The organism is Bacillus clarus, from assembly GCF_000746925.1.
In the GTDB taxonomy this organism is placed as follows: domain Bacteria; phylum Bacillota; class Bacilli; order Bacillales; family Bacillaceae_G; genus Bacillus_A; species Bacillus_A clarus.
This window is the reverse complement of sequence record NZ_JMQC01000008.1, coordinates 277,405-295,110: the sequence shown is the minus strand read 5'-3', so window position 1 is coordinate 295,110 and position 17,706 is coordinate 277,405. Positions and strand designations below refer to the sequence as shown.

Sequence of the window (17,706 nt, the reverse complement as noted above, 5' to 3'; positions counted from 1 at the left end):
TAATTATATACGAAATTAAGAATTTGTTATTAAAAAAAAATGTAGATATACGTAAACGTCAAGTAACTCAAAATATACAATATTTTTATGACGGATAACAAGATGAATCTATCATAATATCAATAAATTTCTGTAAAGCAGCCGAATAAAAAGTATCTTTTCGAATGATAAAGGTAGTAGGGACTTTTGCAAACTTATTTGGCAAAGCATTTAAAGATAAATCATGTTCATAATCTTTAATTATGGATTTCATCATAATAGCGATGCCCATGCCTGCTTTTACACAAGCGAGTATCGATTCAATTGTCCCAAACTCTAGTACTCGCTTCGGGGAAATCTCTTCTTCTTGAAGCCATGTTTCTAATAGGTGCCGATAGTAACAGCCTTGGCTAAAAGCGAGTAAATTCGTTTCTCGTAAATCTTTATATGAAGATAAAGGTAATTGGCTAACGAGCACTAATTCTTCTTCCTGGAATAAAATCGTATCCAGTTCAGCGTGATGAATACTCCCGGCGATAAATGCCCCATCAAGCTTTCTATCTAAAACGAGTTGAAGTAACTGTTCTGTTGTGTTTGTTTCTAAAATCAACTCAACTTCAGGGTACAAATTGTAATAGGTCGCTAATATGGAAGGAAGACGGACAGCTGTTGTAGATTCTGTAGATCCGATTTTCACCGTGCCTTTTGGCTCGGTTCCGTTACTTTGGACAGCTTTAACGGATTGGTCCATTACGTGAATGATTTGTTTAGCATAAGTGAATAAAATTTCTCCATTTGATGTTAAGGAAACACCTTTTCCATTTCGATAAAATAAAGGTGCTCTTAGTTCATTTTCCAGTTGTTTCATGCGCATTGTTACGTTTGACTGCACATAATTTAATTTTTTAGCTGCGTGCGATATATTTCCTGCGTTAGCCACTTCGAGAAAAACAGTTAAATCTTTTATGTCCATCTATAATCCCTCCGAAAAAGATATCAATTTTTTTGATGGGTTTTATCATTAATTTTTATTTTACATGATATCAGGACCTTCATACAATGAAAGAGATATGGAGGGGATAGTGTTGTTAAATGAAGAAGAAATTGTAAAGTACAGTAGTTCTTCTAAATGGATTATGCTTATTTTAGCGACAGTAGTACAAGCGAGTGCGACTCTTATCACGTATGGGGTAGGAGTTTTGGCGATTTTTTGGAAGCAAAAATATATTCTTACTACTATGCAAGTGGGATTATTAATAAGTGTTGTAAATATAGGGCCACTTTTTTGTATGCTGTTTGTCGGAAGACTGCTTGATCGATATAGTGAGAGGGTGCTAATTGGGAGTAGTTCTGTACTACTTGGTATATCTCTTTTGTTTGTGAATGTAGTAGGGGGATTTGTTGGATTACTATTTATTCTACTTTTAGTAGGTGTATTTTATAGTACATCTCAGCCAGGGGGAAGTAAAATCATTTTAAAATGGTTTCCGAAAGAGAATCGCGGATTAGCGATGGGGATAAGGCAAGCTGGTATACCTATCGGCGGAGCTATAGCTGGATTTATTATTCCGTTGCTGTCTTATAAATTTAGTTTATCCTGTACGATATATGTTCTTTCAAGTGTATGTATTTTAGGCGGAATTGTATTTTTAATGTTCTATAAAGAACCATATGCCCATAGGGGATCTAGTCAACAAAATAAAAAAACGTCTTTCGGGGTACAGTTAAAACAGGTTATATGTACAAAGAGTCTATATCCTGTTTTCATTACAGGTATTTGTATGATTTCGTTGCAAATGGTTTTAGTTGGACATTTTCTGAAATTTTTAGTTGTTGTAAAATCGATAACGCCGATTTTGGCAGGAGAAATATTTTCAATTACTTTATTTTCAGGGATGATTGGTAGAATTATATTAGCGGTAATTAGTGATGTAGTTTATAAAGGGAACCGCCGAATGCCATTATTGATTTCTGTATGTATTTCTTGCTTATTAATTGTTGTCCTCATCATAACGATACATAATATTGCGATAGGGGGGCTCTTCCTATTGAGTAGCTTGTTAGGTTTCTTTGCTATTGGCTGGTTTAGTTTGTTTATGACTGAGATTACTGAGAAAGCAAATGAAGAAGTAGTAGGACTTACAGTTAGTTTTGCGCTTACACTCAATCAAGTTGCCATTATGATAGCTCCTACTTTCTTTGGTTATATAGTAGATGGAAAAGGCTATATGTACGCCTGGGGAGGATTTGTTGTGTTATTATTTATTTCATCGGTAAGCTTATATGTGAGTAACAAGAGATAAAAAAATAGGAATGTAAGTTTTTGGAAAAAAGTTTCAAAAACTGCCATGTAAATGACATTTCTTTCGTAATATACTGTATAATCAATCTAGAAATAAGATTGATTTTTAGTATTGCTCGTTTCCTCTTTTGAAATTACCTGTAATTTTAGCCATAATAAGCTGTTTCTCTATTTCGTTATTCTCACAGCGAATTTTGTTTAGAAACTTTTTAGAGTCTTTTCCTTTTAAAATCATAATTTATTTCCCGCGATATTCAATTAAAACTATGTTATTTTTTGTTGTTCGATAACGGAACTTTTCATCGGCTAAGCGGTTTCGTTTATCGGTATTTTTCAATAGAGCACTTCTATTTTTATGATTTGTAAGAAATGTTACATAAGAAAATAAAAATATAATCGGATGAATCCGATTGATAGTTGGAAATTTTGTAAGAAAGAAATACAATAGAGAGTAGTCAAAATTTGAATGATGGAAAACTTTTAGGGTGAAGTCGTGGTAGAAAAGGAATCCAGTTGGATTTGATGAATAATAGATTGAAATATATAGTCATTTATAAAGTATCATCTAAGTATGCATCTATACAAATTTAAGAGATATAAATAGAATGGAAAAGTATAAATTAGATAAAAAGAGGGTTCCTATATGTTAAAGAAATGGTTAATCGTTTTCTTGATTTTTACTATTTTTTGTGGAAGTGTATTCGTATTCATGCATGCCAATAAAGATAAAAGACATAAATTAAAGGCATTTTCAGATTCTCATAGTAAAATAGAAAACGATAAGTCTAAGGTAAGTGAAAATCAGAAAAATCGTTATGAGGCTGTGGCCGCAAAATTAGATCAATATTTAAAAGATAAAGGATTTAATGGCACTGTTCTTGTAGCTGATAGCAATAATGTGATTTTAAAAAAAGGATATGGATATGCAAATATAGCAGATAAAGTTTTAACAACACCGAGAACGAAATATCGTATCGGTTCTATTACGAAAACAGTAGTGGCGGTCTCTATATTACAGTTAAAAGAAAAAGGGAAATTAAATATAGAGGATAATGTGAATAAATATATTCCATCATTCCCAGCAGATAAAAATATTACGTTAAGAAATTTATTAACACATACATCTGGATTGCCAGAGCAAGGACAAGGTAGTGTAGATGCGGCATCACGTTTAAAGCTAGTGAATTGGATCGCTTCTCAAAAGCTTGAATTCCCAGCAGGGACAGGATGGAGATATACAGATTATAACTATATGGTGCTTGCTTACATTATAGAAAAGCTAACGAAGCAACCGTTAGCTGAGTATGTAAAAGAGCATATTTTCACTCCTGTTGGAATGCATGAATCTGGTATGGGAGCAACTTTTCCTGGAGACATTTTTCTTGCGGAAGGTTATACGAAAAAAGATAATGAATTAGTAGCTACTCCTAGGTTAAGAATGAATTGGTTATATGGTTGTGGTGAAATGTATACAACTGTAGAAGATATGAAAAGGTTAGATGAAGCAATTATGGACGGAAAACTACTTTCCGCACAAAGCTTATCAGATATGTTTACAGTATCACCTTCAAGAAAATATGGATTTAGTTTTTACATTTATCCAGATTATTATCATAATCATGGTGTATTAGCTGGATGGAATACATTTAATAATTTTAATTGGGATAAACGAATTTTTGTTATTTTATTCTCTAATGTACAAAACGGAATGAATGATACATTTAACCAAGAATTTAGGGGAATGGCGAAAGATTTGTTAGAAGGAAAATAAAGAAAAAACCTCTAGTATGTAGAGGTTTTTTTTCTATAGCGTTGAAAACTCTTCAACAAGTTTACTAAAGCGATTTAGCGCACTTTCGATTGGTTGAGGTGTCATTAAATCTACTCCTGTTTTCTTTAGGAGGTTTAACGGATAATCTGAACTTCCGCCTTTTAGGAATTCGATATAATTTTTTTGTGCGTCGATATCACCACTTAGAAGTTGATCGGCAATTTGAATTGCAGAAGCAAATCCAGTCGCATATTTGTAAACGTAAAATGGACGATAGAAATGTGGAATTCTAGCCCAGCCATATTTAACTTCTTCATCGAATACGAGTGAATCGCCGTTATATTCTCTAAATAAGTTTTCGTAAACACCATTGAAGACTTGTGCATTTAATGGTTTACCTTGCTCAGCCATTTCGTGTGTGATTTTTTCGAACTCCGCAAACATTACTTGTGTAAAGAAGGTACCTTTGAATTTTTCGATAAAGTGATTAACTAAATGATTGCGTACTTCAGTATCTTTTGCTTCTTTTAATAAATGGTGAATCAATAGTACTTCATTTACTGTAGAAGCGACTTCTGCTACAAAGATTGAATAGTGAGCGGAAATTCTCGGCTGAAAACCGTGAGAATAAAATGTATGCATGCCGTGCCCACATTCGTGAGTGAGTGTGAAAAGGCTGTTTAAATCGTCGTTATGATTTAAAAGAATGAAAGGGTGAACCCCGTATACACCGAAGTTATAGGCGCCAGAACGTTTACCAGGTAATTCTCTTACATCTATATATCGTTTATCTTTAAAACCTTTAAGAGTTTCAATATATGCTTCGCCTAAAGGGGCAAGGGAGGCAAGCATAATGTCAAAAGCTTTGTCATATGGAATATCTTGATTTACACCTTTTACTAAATCAACACTTAAGTCGTATTGTCTTAATTCATTTAGATTTAATTTTTCTTGGCGTAAATGATTATAAGTATGTAATGATTTCATATTTTTTTTAGTCGCATCGATTAAAGTTTCGTATACTTCTTTTGGAACCATATCGCCAAATAGTGATTTTTCTAAAGCGGATGTATAATTTCTTACTTTTGAAATGGTAACATTATTTTTAATAGCTGCTGCTAAAGTGGAAGCGATAGAATTTTTCAGTTGAACATATGGCTTGTAATAAGCTTGATAAGACTCTTTTCGTTTTTCCCTATTTTCATCTTTTATTAATTTAGAGTACATGCCACGTGTTAAATTTACTTTGCTACCATCTTCGGTTGTAATTTCTCCAAATGTAATATCTGCATTATTTAGCATACCGTATGTATGTTGCGGGGAAGAGAGTGCTTCGCCCATTTGAGATAAGATTTCTTCTTTATCTTTATTTAAAACGTGTTTTTTATAGCGATATAATTCGTATAAATCTTCTTTATAATATTGTAAACCTTCTGTTTCCTCTATGTATGAATGTAAAGTTTGTTCATCTACGCTAAGTAAGAATGGGGAAAAGAAAGATTTAGCTGCGCTTACTTTAACATGTAATTGGGATACTTTATCTACAAGCGCTTGTGCAGCTGTATCACGTGTATCCAGGTCAGATTGGAGTCTTGCATAAGCAAACATTAATGATAATAAGCTAGATAGTTCTTCGCTCTTTGTAAGGTAAGCTAGTAAACTACTTCCATTATGAATATTTCCATTAAATTGTTTTAATTCATTTGTTAATACTTCAATTTTTTTATAATCAGATTCCCAGTCTTCAATTGTTTTATAAATATCCGTTAAATTCCATTTTTCTTTATCAGGTATATGTAATCGATCTTTTAATTCTGTCATAATCATTTCCTTTCTAAATATGTAGTTTGTATATTCTTATATAACTATGAAATACAACAAATTGCAAAAAATCCCTGCTAAAAAATGAAAAGCCTTGCGGGGAGTGGCAAGGCTTTAAAATTTATAATGTGATACCAAATGTGGAATGTAATATATTTTTATACTCTTCTTCTGTAACGGATTCTTTGAACTTCTCACCTTGTTTTGTTACTGTAAGGCTGTCTTTCGTTAATGAAGCATGCCCGTCATGAGTAACTTTTACAATTAGAGGGACTTTATTAAATGGTGATTCTTCATGTTCGACAATGATCTTTTGAGCTGCATTTACCTTGGTTTCATCTACTTCTTCAATGTAAAATGCATAGCCTGATACCCAATCTTCAGTAGAAGATTGATCTAAAAACTCATTGTTTTTACGCATTTCTAAAATATAGTTTCCTTTTTCTGTAGTTTCTTTACGGATACGATAGTCACCTGTTATAGAGTGAACAATCTCTCCAGAGAAAGGAACGGGTGCAAGGGGTAAATATGAACCGAAACCAACTTCGATTAAATAAAGTTCGTTATTATGGTGTAAAACTGTGGCGATATGCCCTGAATCAACAGCCCAAGTAGAAGTGGGAGCGTGATAAACTGTTCCTGAAACTAAATGAACATGAAAGCCGCAATCTTTAAGGAAGTAATACATAGTTGGATTTAATTCATAGCAAAGGCCGCCACGGTTATGAATTAAAATTTTCTCTTGAAGAGTTTCTTTCGATATTTCTTTGAAGGTGTTTTGAAGAATATTTAAATTTTCAAAAGGAACTGCTTGTGCCATTGCAGAAAGAATCGCATTTAAATCTTCAAATGAGACTGAATCTTTTTCTTGTATATTTAATCTAGAGAAGAATCGCTTTTGAAACTCTGTCATATGAATCGCCCCTCCATACATTTTACTAATATATATGTAATTGTATCTAATGATGAACAAGAAAACATCCGTAATACGTCGCAGCGGTAATCCATATATGTACGTACGACTAAAGTATAAGAAAAGAAATATGGTACCTTTACTTATTGCAAAGCATATAGTATGATTATGTCAATAAATTAGATTTCAATGAACATAATATAAATTAATGAGAGGTGCTTTTTGTGAGTGCGGTAGGTTCTAAATAGGAAAAGTTTAATGAAATAAATCTGATAAGAACAGGGGATTTTCGTATACTTCATACCCCTAGTTTTGTCATGGTTTTATTTCAGTACCTATGAAGATACCTACAATACTTTATAAAGCGTGTAATAATAGGATTTCCATATACTTTTTTAGATGGCTTATTTCCTAGCGTATTGTTACACATGCCTTGTAAATGTAAAAGCTGCGGTATCCCCGCAGCTTTTTTGTGTACATTTTTATTATATAAAAATGGGTAATAGAAATAACTAAATTATGTGAAACTCATTGGAATCTAGTGGGTAGGTATCTTCATTTATGATAGAAATCAATCATAGTGAGGAGAATTGAAAGTGAATACAATGACTTTTGAAAAGTTACAATATAACGAATTAAAGGAAATAGTGAAATCTTATTGTGTAAGTGGATTAGGTAAACAATTATTAAATAAATTAGAGCCGAGTACGAGTATGAAAGTAGTTAAAAATCGTTTAAATGAAACGACGGAAGCACGGGCTATATTAGATGCGGAAGGGCATGTGCCGTTTTTCGGAATCTCTAATATCGATAGTACAATTCAAAAACTAGAAAAAGGAATGATTTTAGATCCGGAAGAATTAATTCGCGTCTCAGACTTTTTACGTGGATGCCGAAAGATAAAACAGTTTATGTTAGAGAAAGAGTTTTTTGCACCAGTATTAGCATCTTATGCAAATTCAATGTCTGAATTTAAAAGTGTGGAAGAGGAAATTAATTTTTCAATTAAAGGAAATAACGTCGACTCAGCTGCTAGCAAGGAACTAAAACGAATTCGAAGTAATATCGATTCTATAGATGGAAAGATTAAAGAACGTTTAACGAAGTTTTTAAATAGTAGTGCGAATAAGAAATATATTCAAGAATTCTTTATTAGTAAAAAGGATGATCGTTATACGATTCCAATTAAATCTTCCTATAAAAACCAAGTGGCAGGAAGTATTGTTGAAGTTTCTTTGAAAGGTTCTACTGTATTTATTGAACCTTCTGCAGTGGCAAAATTAAACGTAGAATTAGCTAGTTTGAAAGCGGAAGAAGCGATGGAAGAATATCAAATTTTAGCTACTTTATCGGGAATGATTTTAGAAAATATTTATAACATAAAAATCAATATGGAACTGATTAGCCAATACGATATGGTGTTTGCGAAGGCGAAATTTAGTAAATATATCGGCGGGATAGAACCGAAGTTAAACGATTATGGCTATATTCATTTAGTGAATTGTAAACATCCGCTTTTAACAGGGAAAGTTGTACCATTAAATTTTGAAATCGGTCAGAACTATCGCAGCTTAATTATTACAGGACCGAATGCGGGCGGGAAAACAATTGTTTTAAAAACGATAGGGTTACTAACGCTAGCAACAATGTCTGGTTTTCACATCGCTGGAGATACAGAAACGGAAATCGCCATTTTCGAAAATGTGTTTGTAGATATTGGGGATAATCAAAGTATAGAAAATGCACTTAGCACATTTTCATCTCATATGAAAAATCTTTCGGAGATTATGAGGTTATCGAATAACAATACGTTGTTACTATTTGATGAAATAGGAAGTGGTACAGAGCCAAATGAAGGAGCTGCACTTGCGATATCTATTTTAGAAGAATTTTATTTTGCGGGATGTATTACAGTTGCAAGTACACATTACGGTGAAATTAAACGTTTTTCAGAAATGCATGATGACTTTATGAATGCGGCAATGCAATTTAATAGTGAAACGTTAGAGCCGCTATATAAATTAATAATAGGAAGATCGGGAGAAAGTAACGCTCTTTGGATTGCTAAAAAAATGGATGTAAGAGAACATGTATTGCAAAAAGCGAAAGGTTATATGGGAAATAAAAAGTACGGTTTAGAGCGAGTGGATGAAAGTAAAATTAGGAAACAAAAAGTTGTGAAAGCAAAAGTAGAAGAGAAGTATGAATATAAAAGAGGGGATCGTGTGAAATTATTAGATCATGATGATTTTGGGATTGTATATAAAGAGAAAGACAATTTTTATAATGTTGTTGTGTTTTATAAAAATGAATTGTTGGAAGTAAATGTGAAGCGAATTTCATTAGATGTTGCAGCGAAAAACTTATACCCAGAAGGATATGATTTAAATAGGTTGTTTGTTGATTATAAAGAAAGAAAAATGCAACATGATATAGAGCGTGGATCGAAAAAAGCGCTTCGTAAAATTCAAAAAGAAATAAGAAAGAATAGAGGATAAAGTAATATGAATATAATTATTAGACAAGAACAGAAAAAAGATTATAGAACGACAGAAGCAGTTGTAAAACAAGCGTTTTTAAATGAAGTATTTAGTGATAAAAAAGAGCATGAACTTGTAAATCGTATTAGAAAATCTGATGCGTTTATTCCCGAGCTATCATTGGTTGCGTTAGATGAAGAAATAGTTGGACACATTATGCTTTCTAAAATAAAAATAGAAACTGCTGGTGTATTAGTGTACTCATTAGCGCTCGCACCAGTTTCAGTTGCACCAGACTATCAGAAGAAAGGCGTTGGTGGAAAGCTCATTTCAGCTGCATTAACGAAAGCAAGAGAACTTGGGTATCAATCTGTTATCGTACTAGGTCATAAAGACTATTATCCAAAGTTTGGTTTTGAGTCAGCTAGTAAGTGGAATATACGAGCGCCATTTGATTTGCCGGAAGAAGTATTTATGGCTAAAGAGCTAACAGATAATGCACTTCGAAATGTAGAAGGAGTCGTTCGATATTCAGAAGCTTTTTCTGAATAGGGGTATCGGCACATCGTTATCAAGCTAATAAAAACAAAATACCCCATCCTTTCTAAGGGCACTGAAAAAGTCCCTTAAAAAGAAAAAGAAGATAACTCTCTACTATATATAGGAGATTATCTTCTTTTTGATTTCTGTATATTGATAAAAATTCTGTTGTTTACTCAAAGTATACACTTTTTCGGTAGCCTCTTCTTTCTATGTATGTCTATAAAAAGAATAACATTTTCTCTGATTTTAAGTATAATGTAATCTTAGGTTGGTAGGGATAGTGTAGTGCCCCATATAGGATGTTTTTACTATTATTTTGAATCTTGGACTTATATAGGTTCGAGTGAATTTTCAATTTTCTTTTTTACAGATTCGATAAATTAGGTTATAATACTTAAAAAACGGAATGAACGTTCATTCCGTTTTTGGGAAAGAGGTGATTTTATGGAGACAACTTCATCGAAACAAGAGGGTATTTTCTCTGCATCCCTTCTGTTATTTGCTGAAAGAGGGTTTAATGGAACAACAATACCTATGATTGCAGAAAAAGCGAATGTAGGGGCAGGTACAATTTATCGTTATTTTGAAAATAAAGAAAGTCTGGTAAATGAACTGTTTCAAAAATATGTAGAAGAGTTTTTATCATGTATTCAAAAGGGGTTAACGAATGAAAAAAAGGCACTTCGAGAGGAGTTTCATCATATTTTTGACGGGATGGTCAAATTTACAATAGACCACCCGCGTGCATTGGGTTTTATCAGTTCGCATAGTCAGGGAACATTTTTAAATAAGAAAAGCCATGCAACATACGAGAAACTAGTAGGGTTTGTTTGTAACTTTTTACAAGAGGGACAAAAACAACAAAAAATACGAGCATTATCTGTAAAAGTACTTATTGCAATCTTATTTGGAAGCTTTATGGAGATTTGCGAGCTTATTGAAAGCAAACAAATACCTCTAACAAATAAGTTGGTTGAAGATGTAGAGGAAAGTTTATGGGCGGCTATCAGCATCGAATCATAGGTTTATAAAAAAGGGAGAGGGTTACAGATGGAAACAAAAGAAATACCGCAACCTAAAACAGATGGAGAGCTTGGAAATTTATCATTATTAAATAAAGAAAAACCAATTCAATCTTTAATGAAAATTAGCGATCAAATGGGGGAAATATTTAAATTTGAAACACCTAGTCGAGTTACTCGCTATGTGTCCAGCCAACGATTAGTTAAAGAGGTGTGTGATGAATCGCGCTTTGATAAGAGTTTAAGCCAAGCACTCAAAAATGTAAGAAGCTTTACTGGAGATGGCCTTTTTACGAGTTGGTCATACGAAAAAAAATGGAAAAAAGCTCATAACATTTTATTACCAAGTTTTAGTCAGCAAGCGATGAAGGGGTATCATGCGATGATGGTAGATATCGCTGTGCAGTTGATTCAAAAATGGGAGCGTTTAAATGTAAATGAGTACATTGATGTGCCAGCTGATATGACACGCTTGACACTTGATACAATTGGACTTTGTGGCTTTAATTATCGCTTTAACAGTTTCTATCGCGATCAGCCCCATCCATTTATTGTGAGCATGGTACGTGCGCTAGATGAGTCAATGAATCGATTACAGCGTGCGAATCCAAATGATTCATTATATGAAGAGGAAAGACTTCAACTTCAAAAAGATATTCAATACATGAATGAGTTAGTCGATAAAATTATTAAGGACCGAAAAGTAAGTGGTGAGCAAGGAGATGATCTGCTTGCACATATGCTAAACGGAAAAGACCCGGAAACAGGAGAAACGTTAGATAATGAAAATATTCGTTATCAAATGATTACATTTTTAATCGCAGGCCATGAAACAACGAGTGGTCTATTGTCGTTCGCGCTGTATTTCTTAGTGAAAAATCCTCACATTTTACATAAAGCAACAGAAGAAGCGGCTCGTGTATTGGTAGATCCTGTTCCTACCTATAGACAAGTGAAGCAGTTGAAATATATTACTATGGTATTAAATGAATCACTTCGTTTATGGCCCACTGCTCCTGCTTTTTCTTTATATCCAAAAGAAGATACCGTACTTGGTGGAGAATATTCGTTGAAGCAGGGAGAAGAGATTACGGTACTTATTCCGCAGCTTCATCGTGATAAAATAATTTGGGGTGAAGATGTAGAGGAATTCAGGCCAGAGCGTTTTGAAAATCCAAGTACAATTCCACAGCACGCATTTAAGCCTTTTGGAAACGGACAACGCGCATGTATAGGGCAACAGTTTGCAATTCATGAAGCGACTCTTGTACTAGGAATGATGCTGAAGCATTTTGATTTTTATGATCATAAAAATTACGAATTAGATATTAAAGAAACCTTGACGCTAAAACCAGAAGGGTTTACCGTAAAAGCGGTATCGAAAAAAGTCCCTCTAGGTGGTATTCCTACTCCTGACCACGAACAGGTAGCAAAAACTGTTCGTAATGTAGTAGACAATGCTCATAACACGCCATTACTCGTACTGTATGGTTCGAATATGGGTACGGCAGAAGGAATAGCACGCAATCTGGTAGATATCGCTCTGAGTAAAGGATTCGCCACACAAGTTGCTCCATTAGATTCTCATGTGGGGAACCTTCCTAAAACAGGAGCAGTATTGATAATTGCTGCTTCATATAATGGGAATCCCCCTGATAATGCGAAAAAGTTTGTAGAGTGGTTGGAGAAAGCATCTGAGCATGAAGTGAAAGATGTTCACTATGCTGTATTTGGCTGCGGCGATAAGAATTGGATCACTACGTACCAAAAGGTACCTTTCTATATTGATGAACAACTTGCCAAAAAAGGAGCCAAGCGTCTAACAGAGCGTGGCGAAGGAGATGCAAGTGATGACTTTGAAGAAGTTTATGAAGAGTGGAGTGAACAACTATGGAATGATGTAGCAGATTACTTCAAACTCGATATCAAGGGTAATGAAACCAATGCATCTACTCTTTCTTTGGAATATGTAGGAAGTGGAGCAGAAGCGATTTTAGCGAAAATGTATCCTACTTTTACAACACAAGTTGTAGAGAATAAAGAATTACAACAATCGTGTCGTGCAAGAAGTACAAGACACTTGGAAATTTGTTTACCCAATAATATAACTTATAAAGAAGGCGATCATTTAGGGGTGATTCCGAGAAACTATCCAGAATTGGTAAATCGTGTACTAACTCGTTTTCAGTTAAATGGATCTAACTATATCCGTTTAACTGGTGATAATACAAAATTAGTTCACCTTCCTTTAAATCGTACAGTTTCAATCAATGAGTTACTTCAATTTGTGGAGCTTCAAGAACCGGTCACAAGAAATCAGTTACGTACAATGGCAGCAAAAACAGTTTGTCCACCGCATAAGAGAGAGATAGAGGCACTATTAGAAACAAAGGTGTATAAAGAACAAGTGTTGTCCAAGCGTTTAACGATGCTTGAATTATTAGAGAAATATCCAGCATGTGAAATGGAATTTGTTGAATTTATCGCATTACTTCCAGCATTGCGTCCACGCTATTATTCAATTTCTTCTTCCCAAAGAGTAAATGACCAGAAATTGAGTATTACCGTTAGTGTTGTGGAAGAAAATGCATGGAGTGGAAATGGAAAATACAAAGGAATTGCGTCTACTTATTTAGCTCAGCTTAAAGAAGGAGATTCCATTACATGTTTTGTTTCAAGTTCACAGTCAGGCTTTGAACTTCCGAAAGAATCTAAAACACCGATTATTATGGTAGGGCCAGGAACAGGAGTTGCACCGTTTAGAGGTTTTCTACAGGCTAGAAAAGCAATGAAAGCCAATGGTCAATCATTAGGTGAAGCACATCTCTATTTTGGATGTCGTTCACTTGAAGAGGACTATCTATATCAAGAAGAGCTTGAGCAAGCGCAGGAAGAAGGAATTGTAACTCTTCACACTGCCTTCTCTCGAATGAAGGATCAGCCGAAAACATACGTTCAGCATTTAATAAAACAAGATAGTGAAAAGCTGATTAAGTTAATTGAGCAAGACGCACACATCTATATATGTGGTGATGGAAGAAGAATGGCACCAGATGTAGAAAATACACTTGTAAAAAGTTACGCTGACATTCACAATTTAAGTGAACAAGAGGCATGTGCATGGTTACAGCAGTTAGAAGAGAAACTGTATTATACAAAAGATGTTTGGGCTGGATAATAAAAATAAATGTGTTGGTTTTACTCCAAGAAGTTGCGTGGTGTATCGTTGAAATCATTTAAAAATTAGCAACAGTTCATTGAAAATTGATAAATGTAAAGTGAAAACGCTATCCTTTCTGTATATTTTTACAAAAGGATAGCGTTTTTCTTATTATTTAGATACAAATTCACCTCAATTTGATAGCGATGGGGTAGCACCACATTGTCATCAAGTTAAGAAATTCATTGTTCCCCAAAGCGAAAAAATGATGTGACTTCTCATAAATAACTATACAGAGAAATTTTTGTGTTATGAGAGTAGTTGCTATATCAATAGCTTCATTATTTATAGCCTTTTTTAATAAGTATTTAAAAAGAAATATGTTAGGAAAAAGTAAAATAAAAGAGTAGAAAAAGCCTAGTAAATTTACTAGTCTTTTCGTTCTCTATATTTTTGTAGTTTTAATATTAGAATTTATTTTAATAAATTCTTTAATAAACAAATCTTTATTCAAAAGCTACATTTCCCTAATTACAGATGACTTCTACCAGTTACATCCATATTATACCCAGTAATAAAACTGGCTTTTTCACTCGCTAGAAATGAAACAACATTTGCAATTTCTTCTGGTTGACCTTCTCTTTTTAAAGCACTCATATTCTTTGCATGTTCTTGACCTTCTTCTGTATGCAGCCAGTTAGCAGTTGAATCCATATCAATGATTCCAGACATTACGGAATTAACCGTAATTCCTTTTTCATCCAATTCCTTTGCTAGTGTAAACGTCATTGTATTAATTGCCCTTTTGTCATACTGTATATCATCATATACGGAAATATGATACATGTCACATCTGAGGATAGATTTATTATCCTACCATTGGATTCTATAAGTCCGATTAGAGATTGTGTGATAAAATATGGTGCTTTAACATTTGCATTAAATAGACGATCGAACTCATCATAGTCCACTTCTCCAAATTCATTTGATGTAGCATGTCCAGCATTGTGAACAATTGTATGCAGTGATACATTAACATCTTGGATTATCATTTTCTTGATTTTTTAAATGAATTCTTTAATCCCTTTACTGGAGTTGAAATCACCTTGAATTACATGTGCTTGTCTGCCAATTGATTCAATTTTTGCTTTGACTTGATTGGCTTTTTCAATATTTTGATTATATCGCAATGTGAAAATAGTACATCGAATGTACACAATTGTTTTAATTTTAAGATAATTTTTTCGTGTAAAATTAACATTGTGAATAGCTGAACATTCACAATGTTAATTTTGTTTAAATTTATTAAGTAGCTAAATTCATTTAGCGAGGGAGGTGTTTAGTATGAAAAAAAATTTGAAAAACAGGTAACAGAACAAGAACATAGACACGTAAGACAACGCTTCGCTAAATCCGCAGGATTTCAAAGTCTTCGTCATGCTTTCCGAACCTTGAAAGGCATTGAAGCTGTTCACGCTTTATATAAAGGAAAACGAAATCTATTAACAAGCGTATAAAATAGAGAGCCTTCGGATGGATTACTCTACTCTTTAATAAACTTTGCAACAGAACCATTATTTATATAGGGGGAATTATAAATGTTTGAAGTTATGGGTTATTTTAGTATAGACCGTAGTTGGGCTACTAAAACTGTAGATGCTATTGATGCAGTAGGTTGGGGAGTTGTAGCTGCAAGTACAATCGCTGCAATTATTACAGCTGGTGGGTTAGCTGTGACAAGTGCAATGATTGATGCAGCTATTTACACTGTTAAAGATTATCTAAGTAGAAGCCTAAAAGCACAAGCTGTTGTATGGTAATCAAATGATTACAGTTAAAATAGGAGAGATGTTTATCTCTCCTATTTTTTCTATAGAAAACGTATAGCGAGTCTAAATGGAGGAAAAGTAATGAAAGATTCTCAGATGATTATTCTGAAAAATATAGTTTTAGAGCAGATTCGTCAAGATTTTGCTGGAGTAACTGAGAAAATTAAAACTAAATTAGGAATTAGACTTCCGACTTCATTAAGTTGGATTATTACACTTCTATTTCAAAATACATTAATTTTATTTTTTGCCTTATTATTTGAGGGTGTTACAGACCCGGAAATTAGAAATATAGTTATAGTTGCTGTTTTGTTATTTAATTGTCTTCTTCCAAGTGCAATGGCTAGACAAAACTCAATTAGAGTTAGTAATAACCCTTTGTATGATTTATTATGGCAATCTAAATTCAATCGTAATAAATTATTAAATTTTACACTATTAGCTGAAGTACTAGTTTTCTGGTTACATGAATTAATGCTTGAAATTATTGCATTCTATGTAATCATTAGGATATCCCCTGATTGGATTACTAGTATTATTTTTTGTGTAGGTTGGTTTCTTTTAGTGTCATCAATTTATTTTTCAAAAATGAAGAAATTAGTTTTAGAGTCCTGGGAAACATCTATCTCTGTTTCAAAATATACAGAACTATTTTATATATTAAAAATAGGAATTATAGCATCAATTATTTGGTTTTTAACTAAACTATTATTTATGCCTATAATTCAAAAACCCATTACTAAAGATATCTACCAACAAGGAATTTATAAATTATTTAGCTATTTCTCTAGTCGCGTAGAACACATTTTTAAGGGGAATTTAGGGGTAATTTTCAACTATTTTCAATTTGGTTGGCTTTATTACATTTTAGGTGTACTCTTAATTTTGTATATAATTTCAGCTAGTTATTTTTTTTACTTTTACTCAATTCAAACACATCTAGTTAAGTATAAAAATAGAGTACATCTTAACTACTCAACTAGTAAAATTTTTAAATTTTATCGATGGTTAAGTAAAGTATTTTATAAAAACCATCCTTGGGTTAACAGAGATGTAATTATTCTCGAACGAGTTATAGTAAACTCAAATCTCCCGCATAGAATATTTTTGTTTATACCGCCTGCAATTAGTGCTTTAATTGGTTTTACAATCTTATTGTTAGGAAATTTACAATTTTATTCTAATTTTATTTTGGCATTCTGGTTTATTGGCTGGATGGCGTTGTCGCAAACTAGTTGGTTATGGTTATTAAATTATCCAATCTTACATCCAGGAAGTGAATTGAGACAAATTGATTTGGTTAAATTATCTCCACATTTTACTGTTCAACAATTTTTAGATAGTAAAAGGAAATTACTTAATATTTTAGCTTTTCCATTGCAATGTTTCCTTACAATTACATTATTAATAGGTTTCATTTTATTACAAGCTTCTATTTACGAATTGATTATAGGAATTATTGGAATATGGTTACTCTTCTTTATAAATAGTGGATTATCAACATATTGGATGAAACTATGTAGTCGTTTTGATTATGCAAATATGTTTATGGTACGTTTAGATAGTTACGAAGCTAAATTTCTACAACAATTCTTTATGATTCCAAAACGTATAATTAATGGCCTATTATTTATTACATTTTTCATTGGGGCATTTATTAGTGTTGAATTGAGTCAACGACTCATCTATGACATTTTTTTAATCATAGTAGTATTATGGGGATTTAGTTTATACTTTGTAAAAAAATAGCGTAATAAAAGGTCGGATTGGAACAATGAAAAAAATAATAGCTCACATAAATTTGAAATATATATGGTCAAATTACTCTAGAAAATTCACTTTAATTTTTTTTATATTTATAGCGTCGTGTATATGGGGAGGCATCT

11 protein-coding genes and 3 pseudogenes are annotated in these 17,706 nt (G+C 33.0%); 9 read left to right on the top strand and 5 right to left on the bottom strand.

The features are described 5' to 3' along the window. Positions 1-85 precede the first annotated feature (85 nt). Positions 86-952: a LysR family transcriptional regulator gene (locus DJ93_RS02215; protein ID WP_042978987.1), complete on the bottom strand. Its 867-nt coding sequence runs from the start codon at positions 950-952 to the stop codon at positions 86-88. A 112-nt stretch (positions 953-1,064) separates the two neighbouring features. Here DJ93_RS02215 and DJ93_RS02210 point away from each other — a divergent pair, with 112 nt between their 5' ends. Further along, positions 1,065-2,282 (top strand): MFS transporter, encoded by a 1,218-nt coding sequence (locus DJ93_RS02210; RefSeq protein WP_042978986.1) that lies wholly within the window; start codon positions 1,065-1,067, stop codon positions 2,280-2,282. 105 nt (positions 2,283-2,387) lie between these two features. On the opposite strand, the pseudogene DJ93_RS33595 reads toward DJ93_RS02210, so the two are convergent. Then, positions 2,388-2,618, bottom strand: a pseudogene (locus tag DJ93_RS33595) (hypothetical protein). Between the two features lie 306 nt (positions 2,619-2,924). On the opposite strand from DJ93_RS33595, the gene DJ93_RS02200 reads away from it, so the two are divergent. Then, positions 2,925-4,052: a serine hydrolase domain-containing protein gene (locus tag DJ93_RS02200; RefSeq protein WP_042978984.1), complete on the top strand. Its 1,128-nt coding sequence runs from the start codon at positions 2,925-2,927 to the stop codon at positions 4,050-4,052. Between the two features lie 33 nt (positions 4,053-4,085). Here the strand turns inward: DJ93_RS02200 and pepF are convergent, their stop codons facing one another. Both pepF and DJ93_RS02190 read right to left on the bottom strand, forming a co-directional pair. After that, positions 4,086-5,873 carry an oligoendopeptidase F gene (gene pepF, locus DJ93_RS02195; RefSeq protein WP_042978983.1) on the bottom strand — a complete coding sequence of 596 codons (1,788 nt, stop codon included), beginning with the start codon at positions 5,871-5,873 and terminating at the stop codon, positions 4,086-4,088. Between the two features lie 121 nt (positions 5,874-5,994). Next, positions 5,995-6,786: an arylamine N-acetyltransferase family protein gene (locus DJ93_RS02190; RefSeq protein ID WP_042978982.1), complete on the bottom strand. Its 792-nt coding sequence runs from the start codon at positions 6,784-6,786 to the stop codon at positions 5,995-5,997. 596 nt (positions 6,787-7,382) lie between these two features. Between DJ93_RS02190 and DJ93_RS02185 the strand changes: the two genes are divergently transcribed. The 4 genes from DJ93_RS02185 to DJ93_RS02170 all read left to right on the top strand — a co-directional run bounded on the left by DJ93_RS02185 (position 7,383) and on the right by DJ93_RS02170 (position 14,009). Beyond that, complete coding sequence (locus tag DJ93_RS02185) at positions 7,383-9,284, top strand: endonuclease MutS2 (RefSeq protein ID WP_042978981.1); 1,902 nt, start codon at positions 7,383-7,385, stop codon at positions 9,282-9,284. Between the two features lie 6 nt (positions 9,285-9,290). Next, positions 9,291-9,818 (top strand): GNAT family N-acetyltransferase, encoded by a 528-nt coding sequence (locus tag DJ93_RS02180; protein WP_042978980.1) that lies wholly within the window; start codon positions 9,291-9,293, stop codon positions 9,816-9,818. A 435-nt stretch (positions 9,819-10,253) separates the two neighbouring features. Then, a complete protein-coding gene (locus DJ93_RS02175; protein ID WP_042978979.1) occupies positions 10,254-10,832 on the top strand; it encodes a TetR/AcrR family transcriptional regulator in 579 nt (192 codons plus the stop codon). A gap of 27 nt (positions 10,833-10,859) precedes the next feature. Beyond that, positions 10,860-14,009 (top strand): bifunctional cytochrome P450/NADPH--P450 reductase, encoded by a 3,150-nt coding sequence (locus tag DJ93_RS02170; RefSeq protein WP_042978978.1) that lies wholly within the window; start codon positions 10,860-10,862, stop codon positions 14,007-14,009. Between the two features lie 513 nt (positions 14,010-14,522). Here DJ93_RS02170 and DJ93_RS02165 read toward each other — a convergent pair. Next, positions 14,523-15,043, bottom strand: a pseudogene (locus DJ93_RS02165) (SDR family NAD(P)-dependent oxidoreductase). Between the two features lie 321 nt (positions 15,044-15,364). Between DJ93_RS02165 and DJ93_RS29915 the strand changes: the two are divergent. The 3 genes and pseudogenes from DJ93_RS29915 to DJ93_RS02155 form a co-directional block, all read left to right on the top strand. Then, a pseudogene (locus DJ93_RS29915) lies at positions 15,365-15,508 on the top strand (DDE-type integrase/transposase/recombinase); the annotation flags it as partial. An 81-nt stretch (positions 15,509-15,589) separates the two neighbouring features. After that, the gene (locus DJ93_RS02160; RefSeq protein ID WP_042978977.1) at positions 15,590-15,811 is read left to right on the top strand and encodes an uberolysin/carnocyclin family circular bacteriocin; all 222 of its coding nucleotides are present in this window, start codon (positions 15,590-15,592) and stop codon (positions 15,809-15,811) included. 90 nt (positions 15,812-15,901) lie between these two features. After that, the gene (locus DJ93_RS02155) at positions 15,902-17,569 is read left to right on the top strand and encodes a hypothetical protein (RefSeq protein WP_042978976.1); all 1,668 of its coding nucleotides are present in this window, start codon (positions 15,902-15,904) and stop codon (positions 17,567-17,569) included. Positions 17,570-17,706: the final 137 nt, after the last annotated feature.